Consider the following 20,847-nt stretch of genomic DNA (forward strand, 5'->3'; position numbering starts at 1 on the left):
ACCCAGACTATGATGACACAACTAAAAAACACCATACAACCGTATCAATTTAAGTTACAAACGGTCGCCTTGCTAATTCTGGCTTTCTTTGCTCCGTTTGCAGTTGTTAGTCAGTATCAAAAAGCGTTGCCGATTGCTACATCCGTTTTAACGAGTTTTATTGTTTTATGTTTACTCATTCTTGTTTGGTTTTCGCAGTGGAAGCCATCCAAAAACGTGCCTAACGAATTAAAGGAACCAAAAAGCTGGATGATTTGGGCCCTCCTAGTACCCGCTGTCATGGCTGTAGGTGCAGCCACGTATAATCTGAACTACATCCTGTCACAAGAGTTTGTCCAATACTACCAGCAATCGATGCCCAGGAGGATGATAAATGGCGGCATTTATATTGGATTGATGGTGATGTTTCTTTTACTTGTGAGTAGGATGACCAAGAGTGATCTTAATTTAATTGGAAAAGCGTATTTATCGGGAATTGGGATTTTGGTTTTCTTTGGGATTTGGCAGTTTCTTCATTTATCGATTGGGTATCCGATGCCTGATCTTCAAACAAGATCGGCAGTACATAGCGTACAATCCGAAGTTCTCGTTAACTTCAGATTAACGTCTTTAACTGAGGAGCCAAGCTTTCTTGTTCCTTTTCTAATGGATGGATTGATTATTGGATTTATGCTTTATAAGCGGAAACGTTCATATGTGTGGCAATGGTTGCTACCTGTTATGTTTGTATTATTTTTTTCATTTTCCATTAGTGGCTATGCGAACTTGTTAATTGTTGGACTCTTCGCTTTATGGATTGTTATCACATCAAGAAAAATTCCGTGGAAAAAAGTTATGGCTATTACAGGTGCATCACTTATTCCTATTGGACTTCTCATCTGGTGGAAGTGGGTTCTTGTATTAGAGCTGTTGATGCCGATCATTGGACGCTTTGATGTCCTATTCGACGTAACGAATCATAGCCGTCTGTACATGCTAGTTTATCCTTTTGTATGGATGTTTGACTATTCATGGGTGAATGCACTATTTGGTTTTGGTCCAGGCAGCTACGAGTTTTTAGCTGAGACGAAATTTCTAGCCTACGGTTCTAAATTGAGTGCCACATCCAATAATGTGTTTGTAGACTTATTGTTTGAACACGGATTAATCGGAGGCGGTGCGTTTCTCCTTGCGTTTATCCTCTTTTTTGTTCACTTATATAAAAGGCGAAATCAAGATGTGTACTATCAGTACGCAGTGGTTCTATGGTTTCACTTAGGCATTACGTCGCTTTATCGTTCTGACTTCGTTTCACCCCGGTTTTGGGTGATTGTTATGATAACGATTCTCTGTGCTGAGCTTGGAAAGCGCAGAATACTTGGAAAAGACAAACTGACACATGAATCATTGAGACCAAGAAAGGTTGGGGTGAAACAATGAAGATATGTATCGTTGGAACTGGATACGTAGGGCTTGTTTCAGGAGTCTGCTATAGTGAAGTTGGACATTATGTTACGTGTGTAGATAAGGATATGAAAAAGGTTGATCAGCTTAAGCAAGGTCGTTCTCCGATTTACGAACCAGGAATTGAAGAATTACTTGTATCCAATCAACAAAAGGGGCGTTTACACTTTACTGACAATCTTGCTGAAGCGATGCGTGAAGCGGAATTAATTGTGATTGCTGTTGGAACACCAGCTAATAAAGATGGATCAGCAAACCTCTCATTTATAGAAGCAGTAGCAAAGGAAATTGGGACTCATCTTACATCGTATAAAGTAATCGTCACAAAAAGCACGGTACCAGTTGGAACAGGACAAAAGATTAAGAGCTGGATCCAGGATTATTGTGGTAAAATGGCATTTGATGTTGCGTCAAATCCCGAGTTTTTACGTGAGGGATCAGCCATTTATGATACGATGAATATGGAACGTGCAGTGCTTGGGGTTGAATCAAAACGAGCTGAAGATTTATTAGTTGAGCTTCATCGTCCCTTTGATACAAAAATAGTGATTACAGATCTTGCTACATCAGAGATGAGCAAATATGCATCAAACGCTTTTTTAGCAACCAAGATTAGTTTTATAAATGAAGTGGCGAATGTCTGTGAACAATTAGATGCTGATGTGACAAAGGTAGCTGAAGTCATGGGACTAGACCCTAGGATTGGCACTGCCTTTCTTGGCGCAGGTATAGGGTACGGGGGATCGTGTTTTCCTAAAGACACCCAGGCGTTTATACAAATGGGCGAGCGCGCAGGGTATTCACTTAAAATTGTTCCTGCAGTTGAGAAAGTCAACTTTGAACAACGGGAACGACTGGTTCAGAAAGTGGAGCGTGCCTTTGGTGGTGCTGGATTAAAAGGGAAGCAAATTGCCGTACTAGGATTGGCATTTAAACCAAATACAGACGACATGCGTGCAGCACCCGCTCGAGATATTATTCCAATGCTGATGTCAGCAGGAGCCAATGTAGTGGCTTATGATCCGATTGCAATGAAAGAGGCAGCTAGTTACTTGCCTCATGTAACATTTTCAGAGTCATGGCGCGAAGCCGTTCGTGGCGCAGATGCTGTGATGTTTATAACAGACTGGAAAGAATTTAAAGAACTAAATTTAGAAGAATTGAAACAAGAATTAGCATCGCCTATTGTGATAGATGGGAGAAATCTGTTTGAGCCGCAAGTAATGAAGGATCTTGGCTTTTATTATGATTCTATCGGGCGTATGAAAATTGAATTAGAGGGAGAGAGTTATGAAGGTACTTCTAACAGGGGGAGCAGGCTTCATCGGCAGAAACTTAGTTGAGGCCTATCTCAAACGCGGTGATCAAGTAGTTGTGGTAGATCGCAAAGCCGCAGACACAGAGTTCGAATGGTTAAGTGAATGTACAGTATACGGTGAGGATATCCGCACAGAAGCTTTTATAGAGATTGTAAAAAAGGAAAAACCAGATTTAATTAATCACCATGCCGCACAGATCGACGTACAATCGGCCATTAAAGACCCGTTAAATGATGCATCCATCAATATTCTTGGTACGATTAATGTACTTGAAGCATGTCTTACGGTCCCTGGATGTCGCTTAATCTATCCATCGTCTGCAGCTATCTATGGGACACCGGAGTATTTGGGGGTGGATGAAGAACATCCGATTCGTCCATTATCCATGTATGGGATCTCAAAATATAATCCGGAGGAATACATCCGAATTTATGCTGCATTATACGGAATTCCATATACAATTTTCCGTTATGCCAATGTGTATGGAAGGTACCAGGATCCTAAAGGTGAAGGCGGCGTGATCTGTGTATTAATGAACAGTGCACTGAAAAAGCAGTTATTCACGATCTTTGGGGATGGCGAGCAGACAAGAGACTTTGTTCATGTCTCAGATATTGTCGAGGCCAATCTATTAGCAAGTGATGAATCGTATAATGATGTTTTTAATATTAGTACAGGAAAAGCAACTTCCTTACTTGAAACGATTGATCTGATGGAACAGGTAGCTGGATTTCAACTAGAGAAACAAATAAAAGAGGAACGTAAGGGAGATATTAAACATAGTTATTTAACCAATCATAAAGCAAAAGCTCAAATGGGCTGGACACCGCATATGGATATTAAGAAGGGCTTGGGGGAGACCTACTCTTTTTATCAATAAGCGAGTGAGGGGATAGAGTACACGTATCATACGTGTACTCTATCCCCTTTTTTTTACGACCTGACTGAGGAGGGAACAACAGAGATGAAAAAATGGTACACGTTACTTTGGCTTCCGTTTGTTCTTTTATTTATTAGTGGATTCTTTTTTTTAGATGATGGTAAGGACATTGGACCATCCATCTCTGGAGAATTACCTACTGTAACGGTGAATGAGGAAGACATCATGGCAATCCGATTAAATCATGAGGCAACGCGTTTTAAAGCAAAACAATTAAAACAAACGGATCGTTCAACGAGGCAATTGGAACAGGAATTAAAGCTTTATATGAGCTCTGAAATGGTTAGGAAAACAAAGCAATGGATTAATGGTGAAGACGTGCCTGAGCTTGATTCACTTCTAACGATAGATCCTGTGAATCCGATGATTGCTGATGAATTTCAATCAGAGGGGGTATCTGTAATCTGGAATTCGACAGATGCAGGTTCAGTTGCTTTTACCTACTCTAAGCCCGGTGATCATTGGGTACTTGAGGAAATTGCGGGAGGAGCAAAGGGATGATGGAGCCACTAGTATCAGTTGTCACACCTGTATATAATTCGGAGAAATTCTTGGAGGAGACGATTCTCTCCATTCAAAAGCAAACATACCCTCACTGGGAGCTTTTCCTTGTTGATGATGGATCTACGGATAAAAGTATGGAGGTTGCGGGGGTGTATGCAAAGCAAGACTCCAGAATTCATGTCATTCAATTAGAGCGTAACCAAGGTGCAGCAGGAGCTAGGAATGAAGGAATTAATCGTGCGAATGGAAAATATGTGGCTTTTTTAGATAGTGATGATCTTTGGCTACCTGAAAAACTCGAGAAGCAAGTGGCATTTATGGAGGCCAATAACCATGTGTTTAGCTTCACCAGTTACCGAATCATGAAGGAGAATGGAGAATTACGAGATAAGGTCGTACCTGCTCCTGAAGTCATTACGTATGATCAACTATTAAAAAACACGATTATCGGTTGTTTAACGGTTATGTTAAATATTGACGTGTTAGGAAAGGTACAAATGCCAACAATAAAAACAAGGCAGGACTTTGTTTTGTGGTTAACCATATTAAAAAGTGGTTATCAGGCTTATGGACTTGATGAGGAGCTTGCTCGCTACAGGAAGGTATCAACCTCTATTTCAAGTAACAAGCTTAAAACGGCTAAGCGGAATTGGCGTATATATAGGGATAATGAGGGTCTTCCTCTTTGGAGGGCATGTTATGTTTTTGCGAGCTATGCTTGGCACGGTTTTAAGAAATTGTAAACGAAATATACGCTATTCTAAACCCTTGGTTAAACGTTTGTAAATCTGCGCACAGTACCCAATTGCTTTGCTATTGTTTGGGTATAGAGTGCCATCACGAAGAAATTGAACAATAAACGAAGAATGAAAATTGGGTTGAGGTGAATCAGAATGCAAACGTATATACTTGGGTTACTAGCAGCGTTTATCGTAACAATCGCAACCGTTCCGATCGTCATCATTCTCGCAAAGAAGTGGGGATTTGTTGATAAACCAGATCACAGGAAAGTACATAAGGGAAATATGCCGAGAATTGGCGGTATTGCCATTATGATTGGTGTAGCTGCTGGAGTTTCAGTCCTATGGCCTCAGCTTGGAGAAGCAAAAGATGACATGTTATTCTTAGTCGGTGGGGCTTTGATTCTTGCCACTGTAGGCCTAGTCGATGATAAGTTTGCATTAGGCGCTAAAACAAAGTTTGGTGGACAAACACTTGCTGCGATTTGTGCAGCTTCTTCTGGAATTCGAATTGAATATATTCAGATTCCATTTGTCGGCAATCTTGAGTTTGGTATCTTGAGTTTTCTTGTCACTGTTTTATGGATCGTAGCCATTATCAATTCTGTAAACTTGATTGATGGGTTAGATGGATTAGCTGCAGGTGTGACGACCATTGCCGTTTTAACGATGCTAGTGATGGCTCTTGGGCATCCAATCGCGTATGCGAGTGTCATTGTGCTTTCATTATCTTTACTCGGAAGTACAACAGGATTTTTACTCTATAATTTCTATCCTGCGAAGATTTTTATGGGAGATACAGGATCAATGTTCTTAGGATATGCAATGGCAGTTATCTCCATGATGGGATTATTTAAGAGTGTCACAATGTTTAGCTTAATCGTACCTTTATTAATCTTAGCTGTACCTTTAATTGATACAACCTTTGCGGTCATTAGACGCACACTCAATCACCAAAGCATTGGGACAGCGGACAAAGGACACCTACATCATTGTTTGCTTGCGATGGGATTTGGACATAGAAAAACCGTTTTAATTATTTATGGAATTTCGTTCTTATTTGGGGGAGTTGCGGTGCTGTTTTCTCAAACAGCAAACTGGGTTTCCCTTGTATTCCTTGTCGTCATTCTGTTTGGCATTTTAATATTCGCTGAAGGAATTGGTCTCATTGGAAAGCAACGAAAACCATTACGAAAGGCATTGGGAAAAATGCAGCTTGTGAAGAGATATGAGTGAGGAGAAAGGTTAGGGTGCTGTGCATCCTGCCTTTTTTTGATGGTGGGAATCGACGAAGAGAGAGTGGAATCGACGAAGAGAATTGGAAATCAACGAAGAGAGAGTAGAATCGACGAAGAGAGGTGGAAATCAACAAAGAGAGAACGAAATCAACAAAGAGAGAACGAAATCAACAAAGAGAGAACGAAATCAACAAAGAGAGAACGAATTCAACAAAGAGCATAACCAAAAAACACGCATCTCATCGGATGCGTGTTTTTGATGTCAAATTAATTTTCTTTAATAAATTCAGCTGAAACCCAACCTGTTTTACCATCAGCCTTTACTTGGTACCAATCGCCTTTCTTTTCAAGAATCTCTACTTTCGTATCTTTAGCCAACGTAATAATGAAATTGTCTGAAGCGACCTTAGCAGAAGAACGAAGGTTTAAGCGATCTGTTGTTGTACCTGATTTACTAGTCGTTGCTTTTGTTTCTTGTTTTGCTTCTTGTTTAGGTGCAGATGGTGCTGAAGAAGTAGAACCAGTCTTCACATACTGAGCAGAGACCCAGCCCGTTTTGCCAGCCGCATTCACTTTTAACCAGCTACCACTCTTCTCTAAAATATCGACCTTCTGATTATTGTTAAGCGTTGTGACCAGATTGTTCGGTGCAACCTTGGCAGAAGAGCGAAGGTTTAAGCGAGCAGTGGTGGTCCCAGTACCAGTCGCCTTCTCAACCGAAGGAGAAGCAGGTTTACTTGGTGTAGATGAAGTAGAACCAGTCTTCACATACTGAGCAGAAACCCAGCCGGTCTTGCCAGCCGCATTTACTTTTAACCAGCTACCACTTTTCTCTAGGATATCGACTTTTTGATTATTGTTAAGCGTCGTAACCAGATTATCCGGTGCAACCTTGGCAGAAGAGCGAAGGTTTAAGCGGACAGTCGTTGTCCCAGTACCAGTCGCCTTCTCAACAGAAGGAGAAGCAGGTTTACTTGGTGTAGATGAAGTAGAACCAGTCTTCACATACTGAGCAGAGACCCAGCCCGTTTTGCCAGCCGCATTCACTTTTAACCAGCTACCACTCTTTTCTAAAATGTCGACCTTCTGATTATTGTTAAGCGTCGTAACCAGATTGTTCGGTGCAACCTTGGCAGAAGAGCGAAGGTTTAAGCGAGCAGTGGTCGTGCCAGTACCAGTCGCCTTCTCAACAGAAGGAGAAGCAGGCTTACTTGGTGTAGATGAAGAAGAATTAGTCTTCACATACTGAGCGGAAACCCACCCTGTTTTACCAGCGGCATTCACTTTTAACCAGCTACCACTTTTCTCTAAAATATCGACTTTTTGATTGTTATTAAGTGTTGTAACAATATTCTTTGAGTCAATTTTGTTAGATGAACGGAGATTTAGACGAGCAGTAGTCGTTCCGGTTGAAATGACTTTATCTCCAGGTTTTGTATCTTGGATAGGTGTAGAAGGTTTGGCTGTACCAGTGTCTGTTGTTTTTACGTATTGAGCGGAAACCCACCCCGTTTTGCCAGCCGCATTCACTTTTAACCAGCTACCACTTTTCTCTAAAATATCGACTTTTTGATTATTGTTAAGTGTTGTAACAATGTTCTTAGAGTCGATCTTGTTAGAAGAACGAAGATTTAAGCGAGCAGTAGTCGTTCCGGTCGAAATGACTTTATCGCCTGGCTTCACATCCTGGTTAGGTGTAGAAGGTTTCGCTGTACCGGTATCTGTTGTTCTTACATATTGAGCAGAAACCCAGCCAGTTTTGCCAGATGCGGAAACCTTTAGCCAGCTACCATTCTTCTCGAGCACATCAACCTTTTGATTTTGATTAAGTGTTGTGATGATATTAGTCGCTTCAATCTTGTTAGATGAGCGAAGGTTTAAACGAGCGGTTGTTGTACCAGATCCTATGACTGTTTGTTTACTCGGATCAGCTTGATCGTTTCCTGGTTTTGGTGTACTTGGTTGTGATTCTGCATTCACTTTTACAAACTCAGCAGAAACCCATCCATCGATGCCATTTGCATGGATTTGATACCATCCATCTTTTTTACTAATAATCGTCAACTTTGTGCCACTTGGTAATAACGTTAATCGGTTACCACTTGTGCTTGGCTCAGAGCGAACATTTAAGTTTGCCGTTGTTGTGCCTGGAGTTCCATCTTTCTTTTGGTCGTCATCAATCTTCGTGTAATCAGGGGCTGTACCTGGTTGATTTTTGTATTGAGGGATGTCGTAATGAAGGGTGTAATCATCAACCAAGTTGTACATGCTAGCCATTCTGGACGTTTGCTTTTCGGCCCATCCGATATCTGTGGCGTATTGATGGGTGGCCGGTGCATCAGGATTCCAACGCATTTTATAGAGCGTATTTTGTCCCTTAGATATGTAGTTGTTACCAACAAATTTAGCTCCACCAATGATCGCAGATTCTTTTGTAAACCAGCCTTGATTATAGGCATAAGCTGCACCAGCTTGTTCAGCATTTCCATCATACGCACCAATTCCATACATATTATAAACTGTTTTACCGTTATAACTAATCCCTTTAGCGAGCGATGAGGTTCCATTACCAGTTTCAAGTAGTGCGTGAGACACAAGATAAATCTCATTGACTCCATTTGTTCTCGCAGCATCGATAAAGGCTTGTCCTTGACCAGATAAGGATCCTTTTCCATTTAAAAGCTGGTTATTGATGGACTGTGCACTTAAATTTGCCGTTTCACTAAGGTTTAAAAATTGGTAAAAACTACTCGTTTCGGGTTTAACATTGTTTGGATTAAGATAATGAGCTACATCTTGGGGACTCGCATTCTTCCATGTACGATCGTACTTGATTTGATACCAAGTCGATCCATCATTTGCTTTCTTGCTGCCCAGAATCGTTAGCTTTTGGCCATTACTTGTTTGACCAACTTTCCATGACTGTGAATTCGCTCCACCGCGTACATTCCAAGCTCCCTTAGATGTTCCAGACTTACCACCAGCATCGAGGTTTACGCCATCCGAATGGATATACACATCATAGTTCTTATCCGTTTGGGCGTTTGCCTTCACTTGTTTTTCGACGACATTGTTAAAGTCAAGATCATATTGAGTGACTTTATACGTTGAATTAGCTAAGGCAGATTGAAATGGGACTGAAGACATCATAAAAGCTAAAACAATGGGTGAAGTGCCTGTGACAACATGACGAATGTTAATGAATCTCACCTCTTCATAAATTATAGTAATTAGGGAACCTATATAACTAGTCACCTATGACTATTATCGTTTTATTTAACCAAAAAGTTAAGAGATATCCCTCCAAATTTCGTCAAATCTCACGAATTAGTTCTTTTTAACTAGTTTTAATTAACTGCATTAAAATCAATCCTTCATAATTGAAAATTTATTTTTCACATTATAATGAAGAAACACGTAAAATTACGAAAACAAACGTTGTTACAAAGGGTTAACATTTGCTTAAATTTCAATTGTTATTCTTATATAATATCTTGTTTAGCTACATTGAGATTCTGAGTTGTGAATTCGTAGCATAAAGTAAATTAATCCTCCAGATTCGAAAGGATAATCAAAAAATGATTGAAAGGAGTACGATTTTCTAGAAATTTATATAACTAGTCAGAAAATCTTCCAATAAAAAATACTATTTTAAAAAGATTGAATATTGCATTCCTTGTACGAACCTTTTATAATAAAAAAATACTAATTACGAAATTTGCAAAAAATTCTCGTATAAATCTATTAAACGTAGTTTTTAAAGTATTAAGCTACTAAATATATTAGTGCAAAGTGAGTGGTCGTATGGTGAAATTGGATGACGTGGACTTTGCCATCCTTAAGTTACTGCAAGAAAACGGTAAAAGGCCGTATACAGAAATCGCTAAGCAAATTGAAGTAAGTGAAGGGACGATCCGTACTAGGATTAGTCGAATGCTACAAGAGAAAGTGTTTGAGTTTATCATTCATATCGAACCTGATGCGATTGGCTTGCAAGTACAAGCGATCATTGGTATTACAACAAAGCTGGGTCAGCAGGAAGCGGTAGCTAAGCATTTGAATCAGTACCCAGAAGTTCGCTTTGTCGCTGCATTCTCGGGAAGGCATGACTTAATTTTACAAGCGTACTTTAAAAGTAACGAAGATCTCGTTCATTTTGTGAATAAGGAACTTGCAAAATTAGACGGAATTGTTTCAGCAGATGTAAGTATTGAATTAAAGAAATATAAAGATACGTTCTCTTATATGGCTTAATAGAAGCTAAATTATTTGAAAATAACCACATTTACAAATATCGGGGTGGATTACTTGGATAACGGATTATTAAACATTAAGAATCTATCAACCTCTTTCCGGATTAATGACGAATATTATGCGGCGGTGGATGATGTATCGCTTAGTGTAAACAAGAATGAGATCTTAGGAATTGTTGGGGAGTCTGGTTCGGGTAAGAGTGCATTAGCTTTCTCAATTATGGGACTACACGACAAGTTAAATTCAAAGATCGACGGAGAGATTAATTATAAAGGTCAGAATATTGCTTCGCTTTCTGAGAAAAAGATGAATAAGTTACGCGGAGAAGAGATCGGCATGATCTTCCAGGATCCGTTAACAGCTCTAAACCCGTTAAAGGTAGTTGGTGAGCAAATTGGTGAGATGCTCTATTTGCATACCAAACTTGGGAAAAAAGAAAGAAAAGCAAAAGTACTTGACTTGATTAATCAAGTGGGTATACCTAGACCGGAATATGTGTACGATCAGTTCCCGCATGAACTGTCTGGTGGGATGAGGCAACGTATTGTCATTGCAATTGCGATCGCATGTGATCCAGAGTTTCTGATCGCGGACGAGCCTACTACAGCGTTGGATGTAACAATTCAAGCTCAAATTCTTTCTTTAATTAAGAGACTGAAAAATGAAACAAATAGTGGAGTTATCTTAATTACACACGATTTAGGTGTTGTCGCTGAAATGGCAGACCGAGTGGCCGTTATGTATGCTGGACAAATCGTTGAAATTGCTCCCGTAAGTGAGTTGTTTAAGAATCCAAAGCATCCATATACTCGTTCGTTATTAAACTCTGTTCCACACGGACATGAAGCAAAAACAAAATTACACGTCATTCAAGGGATTGTACCTTCATTACAGAAGCTTCCTCGAACAGGTTGTCGTTTTGCACCGAGGATTCCATGGGTTGCTGATTCAGCACATGAAGAGAATCCGGAGTTACATGAAATCTCACCTGGACACTTTGTGAGATGTACATGTTATAAGCATTTTGAATTTCCTGATAAGGTTGAGGAGGCAGCTGGTCATGGCGTTACTGGAAGTTAATGATTTAAAAGTACATTTTCCGATTAAGGCTGGAATTCTTAAGCGGACAGTTGGACATGTTAAGGCAGTAAATGGAGTGTCGTTTAATCTAGAACCTGGCCAAACTTATGGGCTGGTAGGCGAATCTGGATCAGGAAAAACAACTTCAGGAAGAGCCGTTATCGGACTAAATGAAATTACTGGTGGAAAAGTACTATTTGACGGTCAAGATATCACTAAGGGATTAAAAAGTGGGTTTGATTACCGAAAAGATATTCAAATGATCTTTCAAGATCCTTACTCTTCTTTAAATCCCAAAAAACGAGTCATTGATATCATTGCTGAACCTTTGCGTAATTTTGAAAAACTGACGAAGGTTCAAGAAAAAGAACGTGTGAAAGAATTGCTCGAAAAGGTGGGCTTAAACCCTGAAAGCATTTATAAATATCCGCATGAGTTCTCTGGTGGTCAAAGGCAGCGTATAGGTATTGCTCGTGCGATTGCCCTTAAACCGAAGCTAATTATTGCGGATGAACCTGTATCTGCATTAGATGTATCTGTACAGGCGCAAGTGTTAAATTTCATGCAAGAAATTCAACAAGAGTTAAACCTAACATATCTATTTATCAGTCATGATTTAGGAATCATTCGTCATATCTGTGACCGAATTGGCATTATGTATAAAGGTCGTTTTGTTGAAGAAGGGACAAGCGACGATATCTTTAACAATCCTCAACATATTTATACTAAACGATTACTTTCGGCTATTCCGGATATCAATCCAGATAGTCGTGATGAACGTGATGCCATGCGAAAAGAAGTGTCACGACAATATGAAGAATCATTTAACGATTATTTTGATGAAGAAGGACAGGTTTTCGACTTGCAGCGAATTTCAGATACTCATCTAGCTGCTTTGCCTGGAAAGGGTAATTAATATGTGGAAATTTATTGTTAGACGATTACTTGTTGCGATCCCACAAGTTTTTCTCTTATCTATACTTGTTTTTTTAATGGCTAAAGCGATGCCAGGAGATGCGTTAACTGGACTAATTAATGATCCAGACTTATCTGCAGAAGCGGTTCAGGAATTAAGAGAAAGAATGGGTATTGATAACCCTTGGTATATTCAATATAAAGATTGGATCATAGGAGCACTTCAAGGGGATTTTGGTAATTCGTTCACTCAAAAAGTAGCTGTAACTGATTTAATTGGGTCAAGAATATGGAATACAGTTTGGCTTTCTTTATTTTCTACAATTCTAATCTATTTAATGGGTATTCCTTTAGGTATATGGAGCGGTAAATATCATGACACTGTAAGAGATCGTATTATTACTGGCTATACGTATATCGGTTTTGCGACTCCTTTATTCATTTTTGCATTACTCATGCTCTTAGTATTCGGGTTTATGCTTAGATGGTTTCCTACGGGAGGAAGTGTTGCACCGGGTCTTGTACCAGGCACATGGGATTACATTCTAAGTAAAATCTATCATTTGATTCTACCATCATTCTCAATCGCTTTAATTGGTTTAACTGGTACCGTCCAATATTTGCGTAGTGAAATTATTGACACTAAGCAGAAAGATTTCGTTAAATTGGCTAGATCAAAGGGTGTAACAGAGAAGCGACTATATAATAACCATATTTTAAGAAATTCTTTAATGCCAATCGCAGCTCTTTTTGGCTACGAAATTACCTTACTGATATCTGGATCGATATTTGTAGAATCAATTTTTACGTATCCTGGGATGGGGCAACTTTTTGTACAGTCAATTCTTACGCGGGATTTTAGCGTGGTTACGGCGATTGTTCTATTGTTTGGATTTGCCTTTATTATTGGTGGATTATTGTCAGATATCATTATGAGTATTGTAGATCCAAGAATAAGAATTAAATAATATTGAGCTGGGGTGAATTGTTTTGGCTAAGAGTGTTACCACGGCAACAGAGGAAAAAACACCCTCTGGTTTCCGTATCATTTGGCGGGAAATTATCCGCGATAAAATAGCTTTAGTTTCGTTTCTAATTGTTGCTTTGCTCGCGCTGGCTGTCTATGGAGTATCTATAATCTTAGATAAAGATCAAATTGTTACAGTAGATTTGTTTGCGATGTATGAACCACCTTCAGCTCAGTTCTGGTTAGGGACTGATTATGGAGGCCGAGACATTTTTGGACAGTTAATTATTGGTACGCGTAATTCCCTTTCTGTGGGAATCCTAGTTACTCTTATTAGTGGAATCACTGGTATACTTGTCGGCTTGTCCGCTGGGTACTTTGGTGGTTGGGTAGATAACACGTTAATGAGAATACTTGATTTCTTCCAATCGTTGCCTACACTTATGATCATTATTGTATTTGTAACAATTGTGCCTAAATATGATGTTCCTACATTTTCTTTAATTATGTCTATTTTTCTTTGGATGGGGATCGCGAGGATTATAAGAGCGAAAGCCATGCAAGAGACTTCTCTTGAGTATGTTCATGCTGCAAGAACTTTGGGCTCTTCACATCTAAAAATACTTTTTGGACATATTTTGCCAAACGTTATGTCTATTATTATAGTAACTATGACACTTAATCTAGCAGCAAATATAGGTATTGAAGTTAGTTTGTCATTCTTAGGTTTTGGTTTTCCTGAATCAACCCCTAGTTTAGGTACATTAGTGGGATATGCTAGAAACCCGCAAGTATTAGAGTTAAGACCTTGGATATGGTTACCTGCATCATTATTAATTTTCATATTGATGCTGTGTATAAATAATGTCGGACAAGCGCTTAAGCGTGCGACTGACGCAAAACAAAGAAGAGGATAAAAAAGGAGGAGTCAAGGTATGAAAAGGTTTGATCGTACGAAGAAAAAAACAGTTATGCTAGCTTCAACAACTGCAGTTATCTTAGCTTTAGCAGCGTGCAGTGGTGAATCAGATTCAGGTGGAGATAACAACTCCGATAATGGTGGAACATCTGACGCAGGTGACACGGAAGAATCAGAAGATGCATTATTCTCTATCGATGATTTTGAAACAGTTAAGGGAGAGAACGGAGAAGAGATGATCGATGGTGGAACTTTGAATGTAGCTTTAGTTACAGATACACCATTTGAAGGAACATTACATCCTAACTTCTACCAAGGCACATACGATGCACAAATCTTAGACTGGTTTGAGGAGAGTTTAGTTAGCGTAGATGAAAACTATATGTACACTCAAGATGGTGCAGCAACTTTTGAAGTGAATGATGAAGGAGATGTCTTTACATTCACGATCGGAGACAATGTTAACTGGTCTGATGGAGAACCAGTAACAGCTGAGGATTGGGCGTTCTCATTCGAAGTATTAGGTGATGAAGGATACGAAGGTGTTCGTTTTACAGAAGCTTCAAATGTTCAAGGCTTTAACGAATATCGTGAAGGTGAAGCAGAAGATATTTCTGGATTAAATATTATTGATGATAAAACATTAGAAATTACGTTTACTGAAGCAAATCCATCCCTACTTGCAAGCGGGATTTGGACGTATGCAATGCCTAAGCATATTTTTGAAGATATTCCAGTTGCAGACATGGATTCATCACCAGAAGTAAGACAAAATCCAATTGGTTTTGGTCCATTTGTTATTGATTCTATCACACCTGGGGAAGCTGTTGTATTTAAGAAGAATCCTGACTACTGGCGTGGAGAACCAAATCTAGATGAAGTAGTGCTTTCAGTAGTAAATCCTCAAGTTATCACACAATCACTTGAAAACGGAGATGTAGATATTGCTATTTATCCTGGTGATCAATATGCTGACAACTATGAGAAGCTAACAAACGTAGAAATGCTAGGTATTATTGAGCCTGCATACACGTACATTGGATTCCAAATGGGTACAATGGAAGATAATAAAAACGTAACAGATCCTGATAAGGCAGTGTCTGATATTAACCTACGTAAAGCGATGGCTTATGCCGTAGATAATTCTACTGTAGCGAATCAATTTTATGATGGCTTAAGATGGGCTGGTACAACTTTAATTCCACCATCCCACCCTGCATATCATGATGAAACCATTGAAGGATATACGTATGATCCTGAAAAGGCAGAACAAATTTTAGACGACGCTGGATATGAAGATGTTGATGGTGATGGCCTTCGTGAAGATCCAAATGGAGAAAAATTAACACTGAACTTTGCTTCTATGAGTGGCGGTGATACAGCTGAACCACTGGCAAACTATTATGTTCAAGCTTGGAAAGCAGTTGGAATCAACGTAGAATTACTGGATGGTCGTTTACAAGAATTTAACACGTTCTATGATCGTCTTAAAGCTTCGGATCAAGCCATTGATGTGTATCAAGGAGCTTGGGGTGTAGGTTCTGATGTTGACCCAACAGGTCTTTGGGGAGAAGAAGCAGCTTATAACTATACTCGTTGGACTGACGAAAAGAACAATGAATTACTAGCTCAAGGTACTTCAAAAGAAGCACTTGATACTGAAAAGAGACAAGAAATTTATAGTGAATGGCAGGAATATATGGTTGAACAAGTTCCGGCATTCCCTACTCTTTACCGTTCTCAATTAACAGCGGTCAACAACCGCGTTGTTAACTTTGCACCAGCTGATGCGTCAGGTACTGGCGTATACTTGAATGAGTTAGGTTTAACAGCTGATACAGCCGAAAAAGCTAACTAATACTAGAAAGAAGAGTTTGGATTTAATCCAAGCTCTTTTTTTTATTTTAGAAAAGTATTTCGGATTTCTAGTTTGTTTGTAACTTAAAAGATTCGTATCTCTAACTAAATCTAGGGCATATATCGTATTAAGGTAAGTGCTTTCATACGAAAAATAGGGAGTTAAAGTTATGTTGTCAGAAAATTTACTAAAGAAATACTATTTAAATAAAAAGAATATTGCGTACTGTGTGAAAATCTATTATAATTTAAAAAACAATTCAAGATTTTGTTAAAAAGAGTAAAGGTTTAACTGGAAGGAGGGTATATGGAAAAGATTGATGCAATGGATCGTGCGATATTAATGCATTTACAAACAAATGGTAAATCTGCTTTTACTCGAATCGCGTCTAGTTTACAAGTGAGTGAAGGAACGGTTCGTATGCGTGTGAAAAAGATGCTTGAAAAAAAGTACTTTCAATTTATGATTCATATGGATCCAGCAAGTGTAGGGCTAGAGGTTCAAGTGATTATCTGGGTTAAAACACAGCTTGGTCAACAGGACAAAGTAGCTGAAGAATTAAGTCATCTACCAGAGGTACGTTTTACGGCAGCTTTTTCAGGACAGTACGATCTCATCGTTCAGGCTTATTTTAGAAATAAAGAAGACCTCATTCAGTTTGTTAATAAAAAGTTAGCATCAATTAACGGAATTATTACATCCGATTTAAGTATTGAATTAAAACAATATAAGGATTCATTTTCATATATTACAGATTAATAGAATATATGTGAGATGTAAGGGGGGACAGGATGTCAAAGCCACTTCTTCAGGTTAGTCATTTAAAAACCTATTTTGAGCCAAATAAAACAAGGTTAGTGAAGGCTGTTGATGATATTAGCTTTCAGGTGAACAAAGGTGAGACATTAGCGGTTGTTGGAGAGTCAGGGAGTGGGAAAAGTGTTACATCCTTAACCATCATGGGCTTATTATTTTCACCTCCAGCTAAAATTGAGGGATCTGTGAAATTAGAAGGTGAAGAGTTAATCGGGTTATCTGATCGTAAGCTAGATCAAATAAGAGGAAACGATATGTCGATGATCTTTCAAGAGCCGATGACATCTCTTAATCCTGTGTTTACAATAGGCAATCAAATTGCTGAGACCTTAATTAAGCACAAAAAGATTTCTAAAAAAGCTGCTAAGGAAGAAACGATTCGTCTGTTAAAACTAGTTGGGTTTGGTCGAGCTGAGGAAATGCTCAAAGAGTTTCCACATCAATTGTCAGGTGGAATGAGACAAAGGGTCATGATCGCAATAGCTATGGCATGTAACCCGAAACTTCTTATTGCTGATGAACCAACAACCGCATTAGATGTGACGATTCAACAGCAAATACTTGACCTTATGATTAAGGTAAAAGAAGAGTTTCAATCGTCGATTCTTTTAATCACTCATGATTTGGGTGTGGTAGCGGAGATGGCTGATCGCGTGTTGGTCATGTATGCGGGACAGGTTGTTGAACAAGCAACCGCCTATGAGCTCTTTACAAATCCGAAACATCCATACACTGTTGGCCTTTTGAATAGTATGCCAAAGATTGATGATGAACAAAAAGAACGGTTGGATGCTATACCTGGAACGGTACCAGCGGCCCATAGGTTTCCAGAAGGTTGTCGTTTTGCTCCAAGATGCCCGCATGCAACAGATGAATGCACAGCAAGTATGCCTCCACTAATAGACCTGGAGCAACATCGTTCAGTTCGTTGTGTTCTTTATAAAGAAGAGGCGGTGGGAGTATGACAATCAAAAAACAACCTTTAGTTGAGGTAAAGGGGTTAAAGAAATACTTCCCTATTAATAAAGGAATTTTACAACGTAAGGTTGGCGATGTAAAAGCCGTTGATGATGTAAGTTTTACCATTTACAAGGGAGAAACATTAGGGATTGTTGGCGAGTCTGGTTCCGGCAAGTCCACACTTGGTCGAATGGTATTAAAGCTCATTGATCCTACTGAGGGCGAGATCATCTTCAATGAACAGAATTTTGGTACTATTAAGAATTATGAAGCGAGAAAATTACGTAGAGATATGCAGATGGTGTTCCAAGATCCCTACGCATCCTTAAATCCACGAATGAGTATTGGGGAGCTACTAGAAGAACCTTTACTTGTACATAAGACCATCTCTAGTAAACAAGGTCGAAAGGATAAGGCACTAGAGCTGTTGGAGAAAGTCGGGCTACCTCGTGAAGCCTATTCGAAATATCCTCATGAGTTCTCTGGTGGACAGCGTCAACGGATTGGAATTGCAAGAGCACTAAGTACAAATCCTGAATTTATTATCGGGGATGAGCCTGTATCAGCCTTAGATGTATCTGTTCAGTCACAGGTGTTGAACTTAATGCAAGACTTACAAAAAGAATTCAACTTAACGTACATGTTCATCGCGCACGATTTAAGCGTTGTGAAGCATATCAGCGATAGAGTGGCAGTTATGTATTTAGGGCGGATTGTTGAAATTGCGGATAAGCATACCCTTTACAAACAGCCGCTTCATCCGTATACACAAGCGCTAATAGCAGCTGTCCCATCTACTGATGTTACTGTAAAACGTGAAAAAGTAGCATTAACAGGTGAACTTCCTAGCCCGGCTAATCCTCCTAAAGGATGTGCCTTTCATACTCGGTGTCCACATGTTCATGATCGGTGTCGGGAAGAAAGACCGGTATTAGTTGACCAAGGCAATGGACAGATGACAGCCTGTCATCTGTATTCAACGGATACTCATGAAGCAAAGGCCAATTAAATCACTTTTATGCTTTAAGGAGGTGAGGGTTTAAAGGTTTCAGGTACGATGTATGCGCAAAATATGGTAACGAAAAAGTGAGGGGGATTTGATGAAAAACAAACATTCTTGGTACGTCATAAGTGGTGCACTTTCTTTAGGGCTTATTCTTGGAGCCTGCTCTGGTGATACAGTAGATAGTCCTTCTGATACAGGCGGCGGCACGTCTGATGGTGGTGGAGATAGCGAAGAACAAGGTGGTCCCGTAGAAGGCGGTAACGTGAATCTAGCTATGTTCTCACCTCCTGAGAATTTATTTAATCCTATTTTTTATACGGCTTTATACGATGCACATATTTTAGACATTACACATGAAGGACTTGTGAGCCAGGACAAAGAGTTCGGGTTTATACCTAAGCTTGCTGAAGATTGGGAGTTTAGTGATGATAATACCGAGCTAACTTACAACCTACGTCAGGATGTTAAGTGGCATGATGGCGAAGACTTTACTGCTGATGACGTTGTTTTCACTTTTACGAGTCTAGCAGACCCGGACTACGTCACGGCTGGTGGAGTACGTGTTGAGTATGTAGATAGCTTAGTAGGTTACGAGGAGTATAGCTCAGGTGAGGCTGATGAGTTTGAAGGTATTGAAAAGGTCGACGACTATACAGTCACGTTCAAATTCAAGGAAGCTAGTGTTAAAGCCTTAGCTGATACAGCGCTTGCGATTATCCCTGAGCATGTGTTTGCCGATATCCCTGTTTCTGAGATTCCTGAAGTAGCAGAATCTCGTGATGGCGGAGCTGTTATTGGAACAGGTGCCTTTAAGTTAAAAGAATATATGGAAGGTGAACAATATATTCTTGAAGCGAATGAAGATTACTATGCTGGTGCACCTCATCTAGATACGATTACATGGAAGATTGTTGGTCAATCGGTTGCAGCTGGAATGCTTGAAAATGGTGAATTAGATTACATCCCACGTGATCTTGCTCCACAAGATGCAGCGACAATTGAAGATATTGATGGTGTTGAATTATTTGAGCAGCCACAACTAGGCTATCAATATATGGGCTTCAAGCTTCACCATGGGCCGGATGAATCGTTAACAGATAAATCTACATGGGAAGTAAACGAAAAGCTTGATAGTAAAGAGTTAAGACAAGCGATTGCTTACGCCTTTAACCGTCAAGGAATTGTAGGTGATGCAGAAAAAGGAAATGGTCTTCTTGGAGGACGTGGAAGCGTTCTTGATGCTCCGTTCCCAGAAGCTTCATGGGCGTATAATCCAGATGCGATCGAAGGATACGAATACGATCCTGAGAAAGCTAAAGAGGTTCTAGATGCAGCGGGTTACGAAGATACAAATGGAGATGGCTTCCGTGAAGATCCAGATGGAAATGAGCTTGTCCTAAACCTTGATTACCCAGTTGGAAATGAAACACGTGAGAAAATGGCACCAATCATTCAACAGGATCTTGAAGAAGTTGGCCTAAAAGTGGATCTTAAAACACCACGTGAAGCACCAGCTCACTTTGAACTTGTTGAAAAAAATAATAACGATGTTGACTTGTACTTAGCTGGTTGGTCGTTATCTTCAGGTGACCCGGATCCGGCATCACTTTATAAATCAACAGCACCATATAACTATCCTAGATGGGAAAACGAAGCATCTGATCAATTGCTAGATGATGCAGTTAACCCAGAGTTTGCCTTTGAGCAAGAATATCGCCAAGAGAAGTATGTTGAGTGGGCTCAAAACTTTGTAGATGAGCTACCGGTTTTACCAGTTTATTCGGAAAATGAAATTCATGCTTGGAACAGCAAGCTGACTGGAGTAACCATCAAACCGTTTACGTTTAAAGATGACACTCACTTATGGCAGTGGACTGAGTAGTACACC

General features: G+C 39.6%; 18 protein-coding genes. 17 read left to right on the top strand and 1 reads right to left on the bottom strand.

Features of this window, described 5'->3' with window-relative positions:
- The first annotated feature begins 9 nt into the window (after nucleotides 1-9).
- The 7 genes from JNO66_RS10425 (at nucleotide 10) to JNO66_RS20440 (ending at nucleotide 6,407) form a co-directional block, all read left to right on the top strand.
- Nucleotides 10-1,419 (top strand): O-antigen ligase family protein, encoded by a 1,410-nt coding sequence (locus JNO66_RS10425; RefSeq protein WP_203088177.1) that lies wholly within the window; start codon nucleotides 10-12, stop codon nucleotides 1,417-1,419.
- Nucleotides 1,416-2,786, top strand: a complete 1,371-nt coding sequence (locus JNO66_RS10430; protein ID WP_203088178.1) for a UDP-glucose dehydrogenase family protein — start codon at nucleotides 1,416-1,418, stop codon at nucleotides 2,784-2,786. Before JNO66_RS10425 ends, JNO66_RS10430 begins: the two co-directional genes overlap by 4 nt.
- Nucleotides 2,734-3,642, top strand: coding sequence for an NAD-dependent epimerase/dehydratase family protein (locus JNO66_RS10435; protein ID WP_203088179.1), 909 nt, complete (start codon nucleotides 2,734-2,736; stop codon nucleotides 3,640-3,642). Before JNO66_RS10430 ends, JNO66_RS10435 begins: the two co-directional genes overlap by 53 nt.
- A gap of 84 nt (nucleotides 3,643-3,726) precedes the next feature.
- A complete protein-coding gene (locus tag JNO66_RS10440) occupies nucleotides 3,727-4,203 on the top strand; it encodes a hypothetical protein (RefSeq protein ID WP_203088180.1) in 477 nt (158 codons plus the stop codon).
- Nucleotides 4,200-4,949, top strand: a complete 750-nt coding sequence (locus JNO66_RS10445; protein WP_373367163.1) for a glycosyltransferase family 2 protein — start codon at nucleotides 4,200-4,202, stop codon at nucleotides 4,947-4,949. The genes JNO66_RS10440 and JNO66_RS10445 overlap by 4 nt, the downstream gene beginning before the upstream one ends.
- Before the next feature lie 150 nt (nucleotides 4,950-5,099).
- Nucleotides 5,100-6,182 carry a glycosyltransferase family 4 protein gene (locus JNO66_RS10450; protein WP_203088181.1) on the top strand — a complete coding sequence of 361 codons (1,083 nt, stop codon included), beginning with the start codon at nucleotides 5,100-5,102 and terminating at the stop codon, nucleotides 6,180-6,182.
- A gap of 39 nt (nucleotides 6,183-6,221) precedes the next feature.
- Nucleotides 6,222-6,407, top strand: coding sequence for a hypothetical protein (locus tag JNO66_RS20440; RefSeq protein ID WP_210340835.1), 186 nt, complete (start codon nucleotides 6,222-6,224; stop codon nucleotides 6,405-6,407).
- 44 nt (nucleotides 6,408-6,451) lie between these two features.
- Here JNO66_RS20440 and JNO66_RS10455 read toward each other — a convergent pair whose 3' ends face one another.
- On the bottom strand, nucleotides 6,452-9,394 hold the full coding sequence (locus JNO66_RS10455; RefSeq protein WP_203088182.1) for an SH3 domain-containing protein: 2,943 nt from the start codon (nucleotides 9,392-9,394) through the stop codon (nucleotides 6,452-6,454).
- A gap of 594 nt (nucleotides 9,395-9,988) precedes the next feature.
- Between JNO66_RS10455 and JNO66_RS10460 the strand changes: the two genes are divergently transcribed.
- The 10 genes from JNO66_RS10460 (at nucleotide 9,989) to JNO66_RS10505 (ending at nucleotide 20,841) form a co-directional block, all read left to right on the top strand.
- Entirely contained in the window at nucleotides 9,989-10,438 is a 450-nt protein-coding gene (locus tag JNO66_RS10460; RefSeq protein ID WP_203088183.1) for an Lrp/AsnC family transcriptional regulator, read from the top strand.
- A 54-nt stretch (nucleotides 10,439-10,492) separates the two neighbouring features.
- Complete coding sequence (locus JNO66_RS10465; protein ID WP_203088184.1) at nucleotides 10,493-11,518, top strand: ABC transporter ATP-binding protein; 1,026 nt, start codon at nucleotides 10,493-10,495, stop codon at nucleotides 11,516-11,518.
- Complete coding sequence (locus JNO66_RS10470) at nucleotides 11,499-12,434, top strand: ABC transporter ATP-binding protein (protein WP_203088185.1); 936 nt, start codon at nucleotides 11,499-11,501, stop codon at nucleotides 12,432-12,434. Before JNO66_RS10465 ends, JNO66_RS10470 begins: the two co-directional genes overlap by 20 nt.
- Before the next feature lies 1 nt (nucleotide 12,435).
- The gene (gene opp4B, locus JNO66_RS10475) at nucleotides 12,436-13,401 is read left to right on the top strand and encodes an oligopeptide ABC transporter permease (RefSeq protein WP_203088186.1); all 966 of its coding nucleotides are present in this window, start codon (nucleotides 12,436-12,438) and stop codon (nucleotides 13,399-13,401) included.
- 22 nt (nucleotides 13,402-13,423) lie between these two features.
- The gene (locus JNO66_RS10480) at nucleotides 13,424-14,317 is read left to right on the top strand and encodes an ABC transporter permease (protein ID WP_203088187.1); all 894 of its coding nucleotides are present in this window, start codon (nucleotides 13,424-13,426) and stop codon (nucleotides 14,315-14,317) included.
- 18 nt (nucleotides 14,318-14,335) lie between these two features.
- Complete coding sequence (opp4A, locus tag JNO66_RS10485; RefSeq protein ID WP_203088188.1) at nucleotides 14,336-16,177, top strand: oligopeptide ABC transporter substrate-binding protein; 1,842 nt, start codon at nucleotides 14,336-14,338, stop codon at nucleotides 16,175-16,177.
- A 306-nt stretch (nucleotides 16,178-16,483) separates the two neighbouring features.
- Complete coding sequence (locus tag JNO66_RS10490) at nucleotides 16,484-16,936, top strand: Lrp/AsnC family transcriptional regulator (protein WP_203088189.1); 453 nt, start codon at nucleotides 16,484-16,486, stop codon at nucleotides 16,934-16,936.
- Nucleotides 16,937-16,968: 32 nt separating this feature from the next.
- Nucleotides 16,969-17,958: an ABC transporter ATP-binding protein gene (locus JNO66_RS10495; protein ID WP_203088190.1), complete on the top strand. Its 990-nt coding sequence runs from the start codon at nucleotides 16,969-16,971 to the stop codon at nucleotides 17,956-17,958.
- Entirely contained in the window at nucleotides 17,955-18,962 is a 1,008-nt protein-coding gene (locus JNO66_RS10500; protein WP_203088191.1) for an ABC transporter ATP-binding protein, read from the top strand. The genes JNO66_RS10495 and JNO66_RS10500 overlap by 4 nt, the downstream gene beginning before the upstream one ends.
- Before the next feature lie 91 nt (nucleotides 18,963-19,053).
- Complete coding sequence (locus JNO66_RS10505; RefSeq protein WP_203088192.1) at nucleotides 19,054-20,841, top strand: peptide-binding protein; 1,788 nt, start codon at nucleotides 19,054-19,056, stop codon at nucleotides 20,839-20,841.
- The last annotated feature ends 6 nt before the right edge of the window (nucleotides 20,842-20,847 follow it).

It is taken from the genome of Alkalicoccobacillus gibsonii, assembly GCF_016798245.1.
GTDB classification, from domain to species: Bacteria; Bacillota; Bacilli; order Bacillales; family Bacillaceae_D; genus Alkalicoccobacillus; species Alkalicoccobacillus gibsonii.

Excerpts from the sequence above, each read along its gene's own strand:
- JNO66_RS10425 (WP_203088177.1), top strand. The coding sequence starts at position 10 with ATGATGACACAACTAAAAAACACCATACAACCGTATCAATTTAAGTTA.
- JNO66_RS10430 (WP_203088178.1), top strand. The coding sequence starts at position 1,416 with ATGAAGATATGTATCGTTGGAACTGGATACGTAGGGCTTGTTTCAGGA.
- JNO66_RS10435 (WP_203088179.1), top strand. The coding sequence starts at position 2,734 with ATGAAGGTACTTCTAACAGGGGGAGCAGGCTTCATCGGCAGAAACTTA.
- JNO66_RS10440 (WP_203088180.1), top strand. The coding sequence starts at position 3,727 with ATGAAAAAATGGTACACGTTACTTTGGCTTCCGTTTGTTCTTTTATTT.
- JNO66_RS10445 (WP_373367163.1), top strand. The coding sequence starts at position 4,200 with ATGATGGAGCCACTAGTATCAGTTGTCACACCTGTATATAATTCGGAG.
- JNO66_RS10450 (WP_203088181.1), top strand. The coding sequence starts at position 5,100 with ATGCAAACGTATATACTTGGGTTACTAGCAGCGTTTATCGTAACAATC.
- JNO66_RS20440 (WP_210340835.1), top strand. The coding sequence starts at position 6,222 with ATGGTGGGAATCGACGAAGAGAGAGTGGAATCGACGAAGAGAATTGGA.
- JNO66_RS10460 (WP_203088183.1), top strand. The coding sequence starts at position 9,989 with ATGGTGAAATTGGATGACGTGGACTTTGCCATCCTTAAGTTACTGCAA.
- JNO66_RS10470 (WP_203088185.1), top strand. The coding sequence starts at position 11,499 with ATGGCGTTACTGGAAGTTAATGATTTAAAAGTACATTTTCCGATTAAG.
- opp4B (WP_203088186.1), top strand. The coding sequence starts at position 12,436 with ATGTGGAAATTTATTGTTAGACGATTACTTGTTGCGATCCCACAAGTT.
- opp4A (WP_203088188.1), top strand. The coding sequence starts at position 14,336 with ATGAAAAGGTTTGATCGTACGAAGAAAAAAACAGTTATGCTAGCTTCA.
- JNO66_RS10490 (WP_203088189.1), top strand. The coding sequence starts at position 16,484 with ATGGAAAAGATTGATGCAATGGATCGTGCGATATTAATGCATTTACAA.
- JNO66_RS10495 (WP_203088190.1), top strand. The coding sequence starts at position 16,969 with ATGTCAAAGCCACTTCTTCAGGTTAGTCATTTAAAAACCTATTTTGAG.
- JNO66_RS10500 (WP_203088191.1), top strand. The coding sequence starts at position 17,955 with ATGACAATCAAAAAACAACCTTTAGTTGAGGTAAAGGGGTTAAAGAAA.
- JNO66_RS10505 (WP_203088192.1), top strand. The coding sequence starts at position 19,054 with ATGAAAAACAAACATTCTTGGTACGTCATAAGTGGTGCACTTTCTTTA.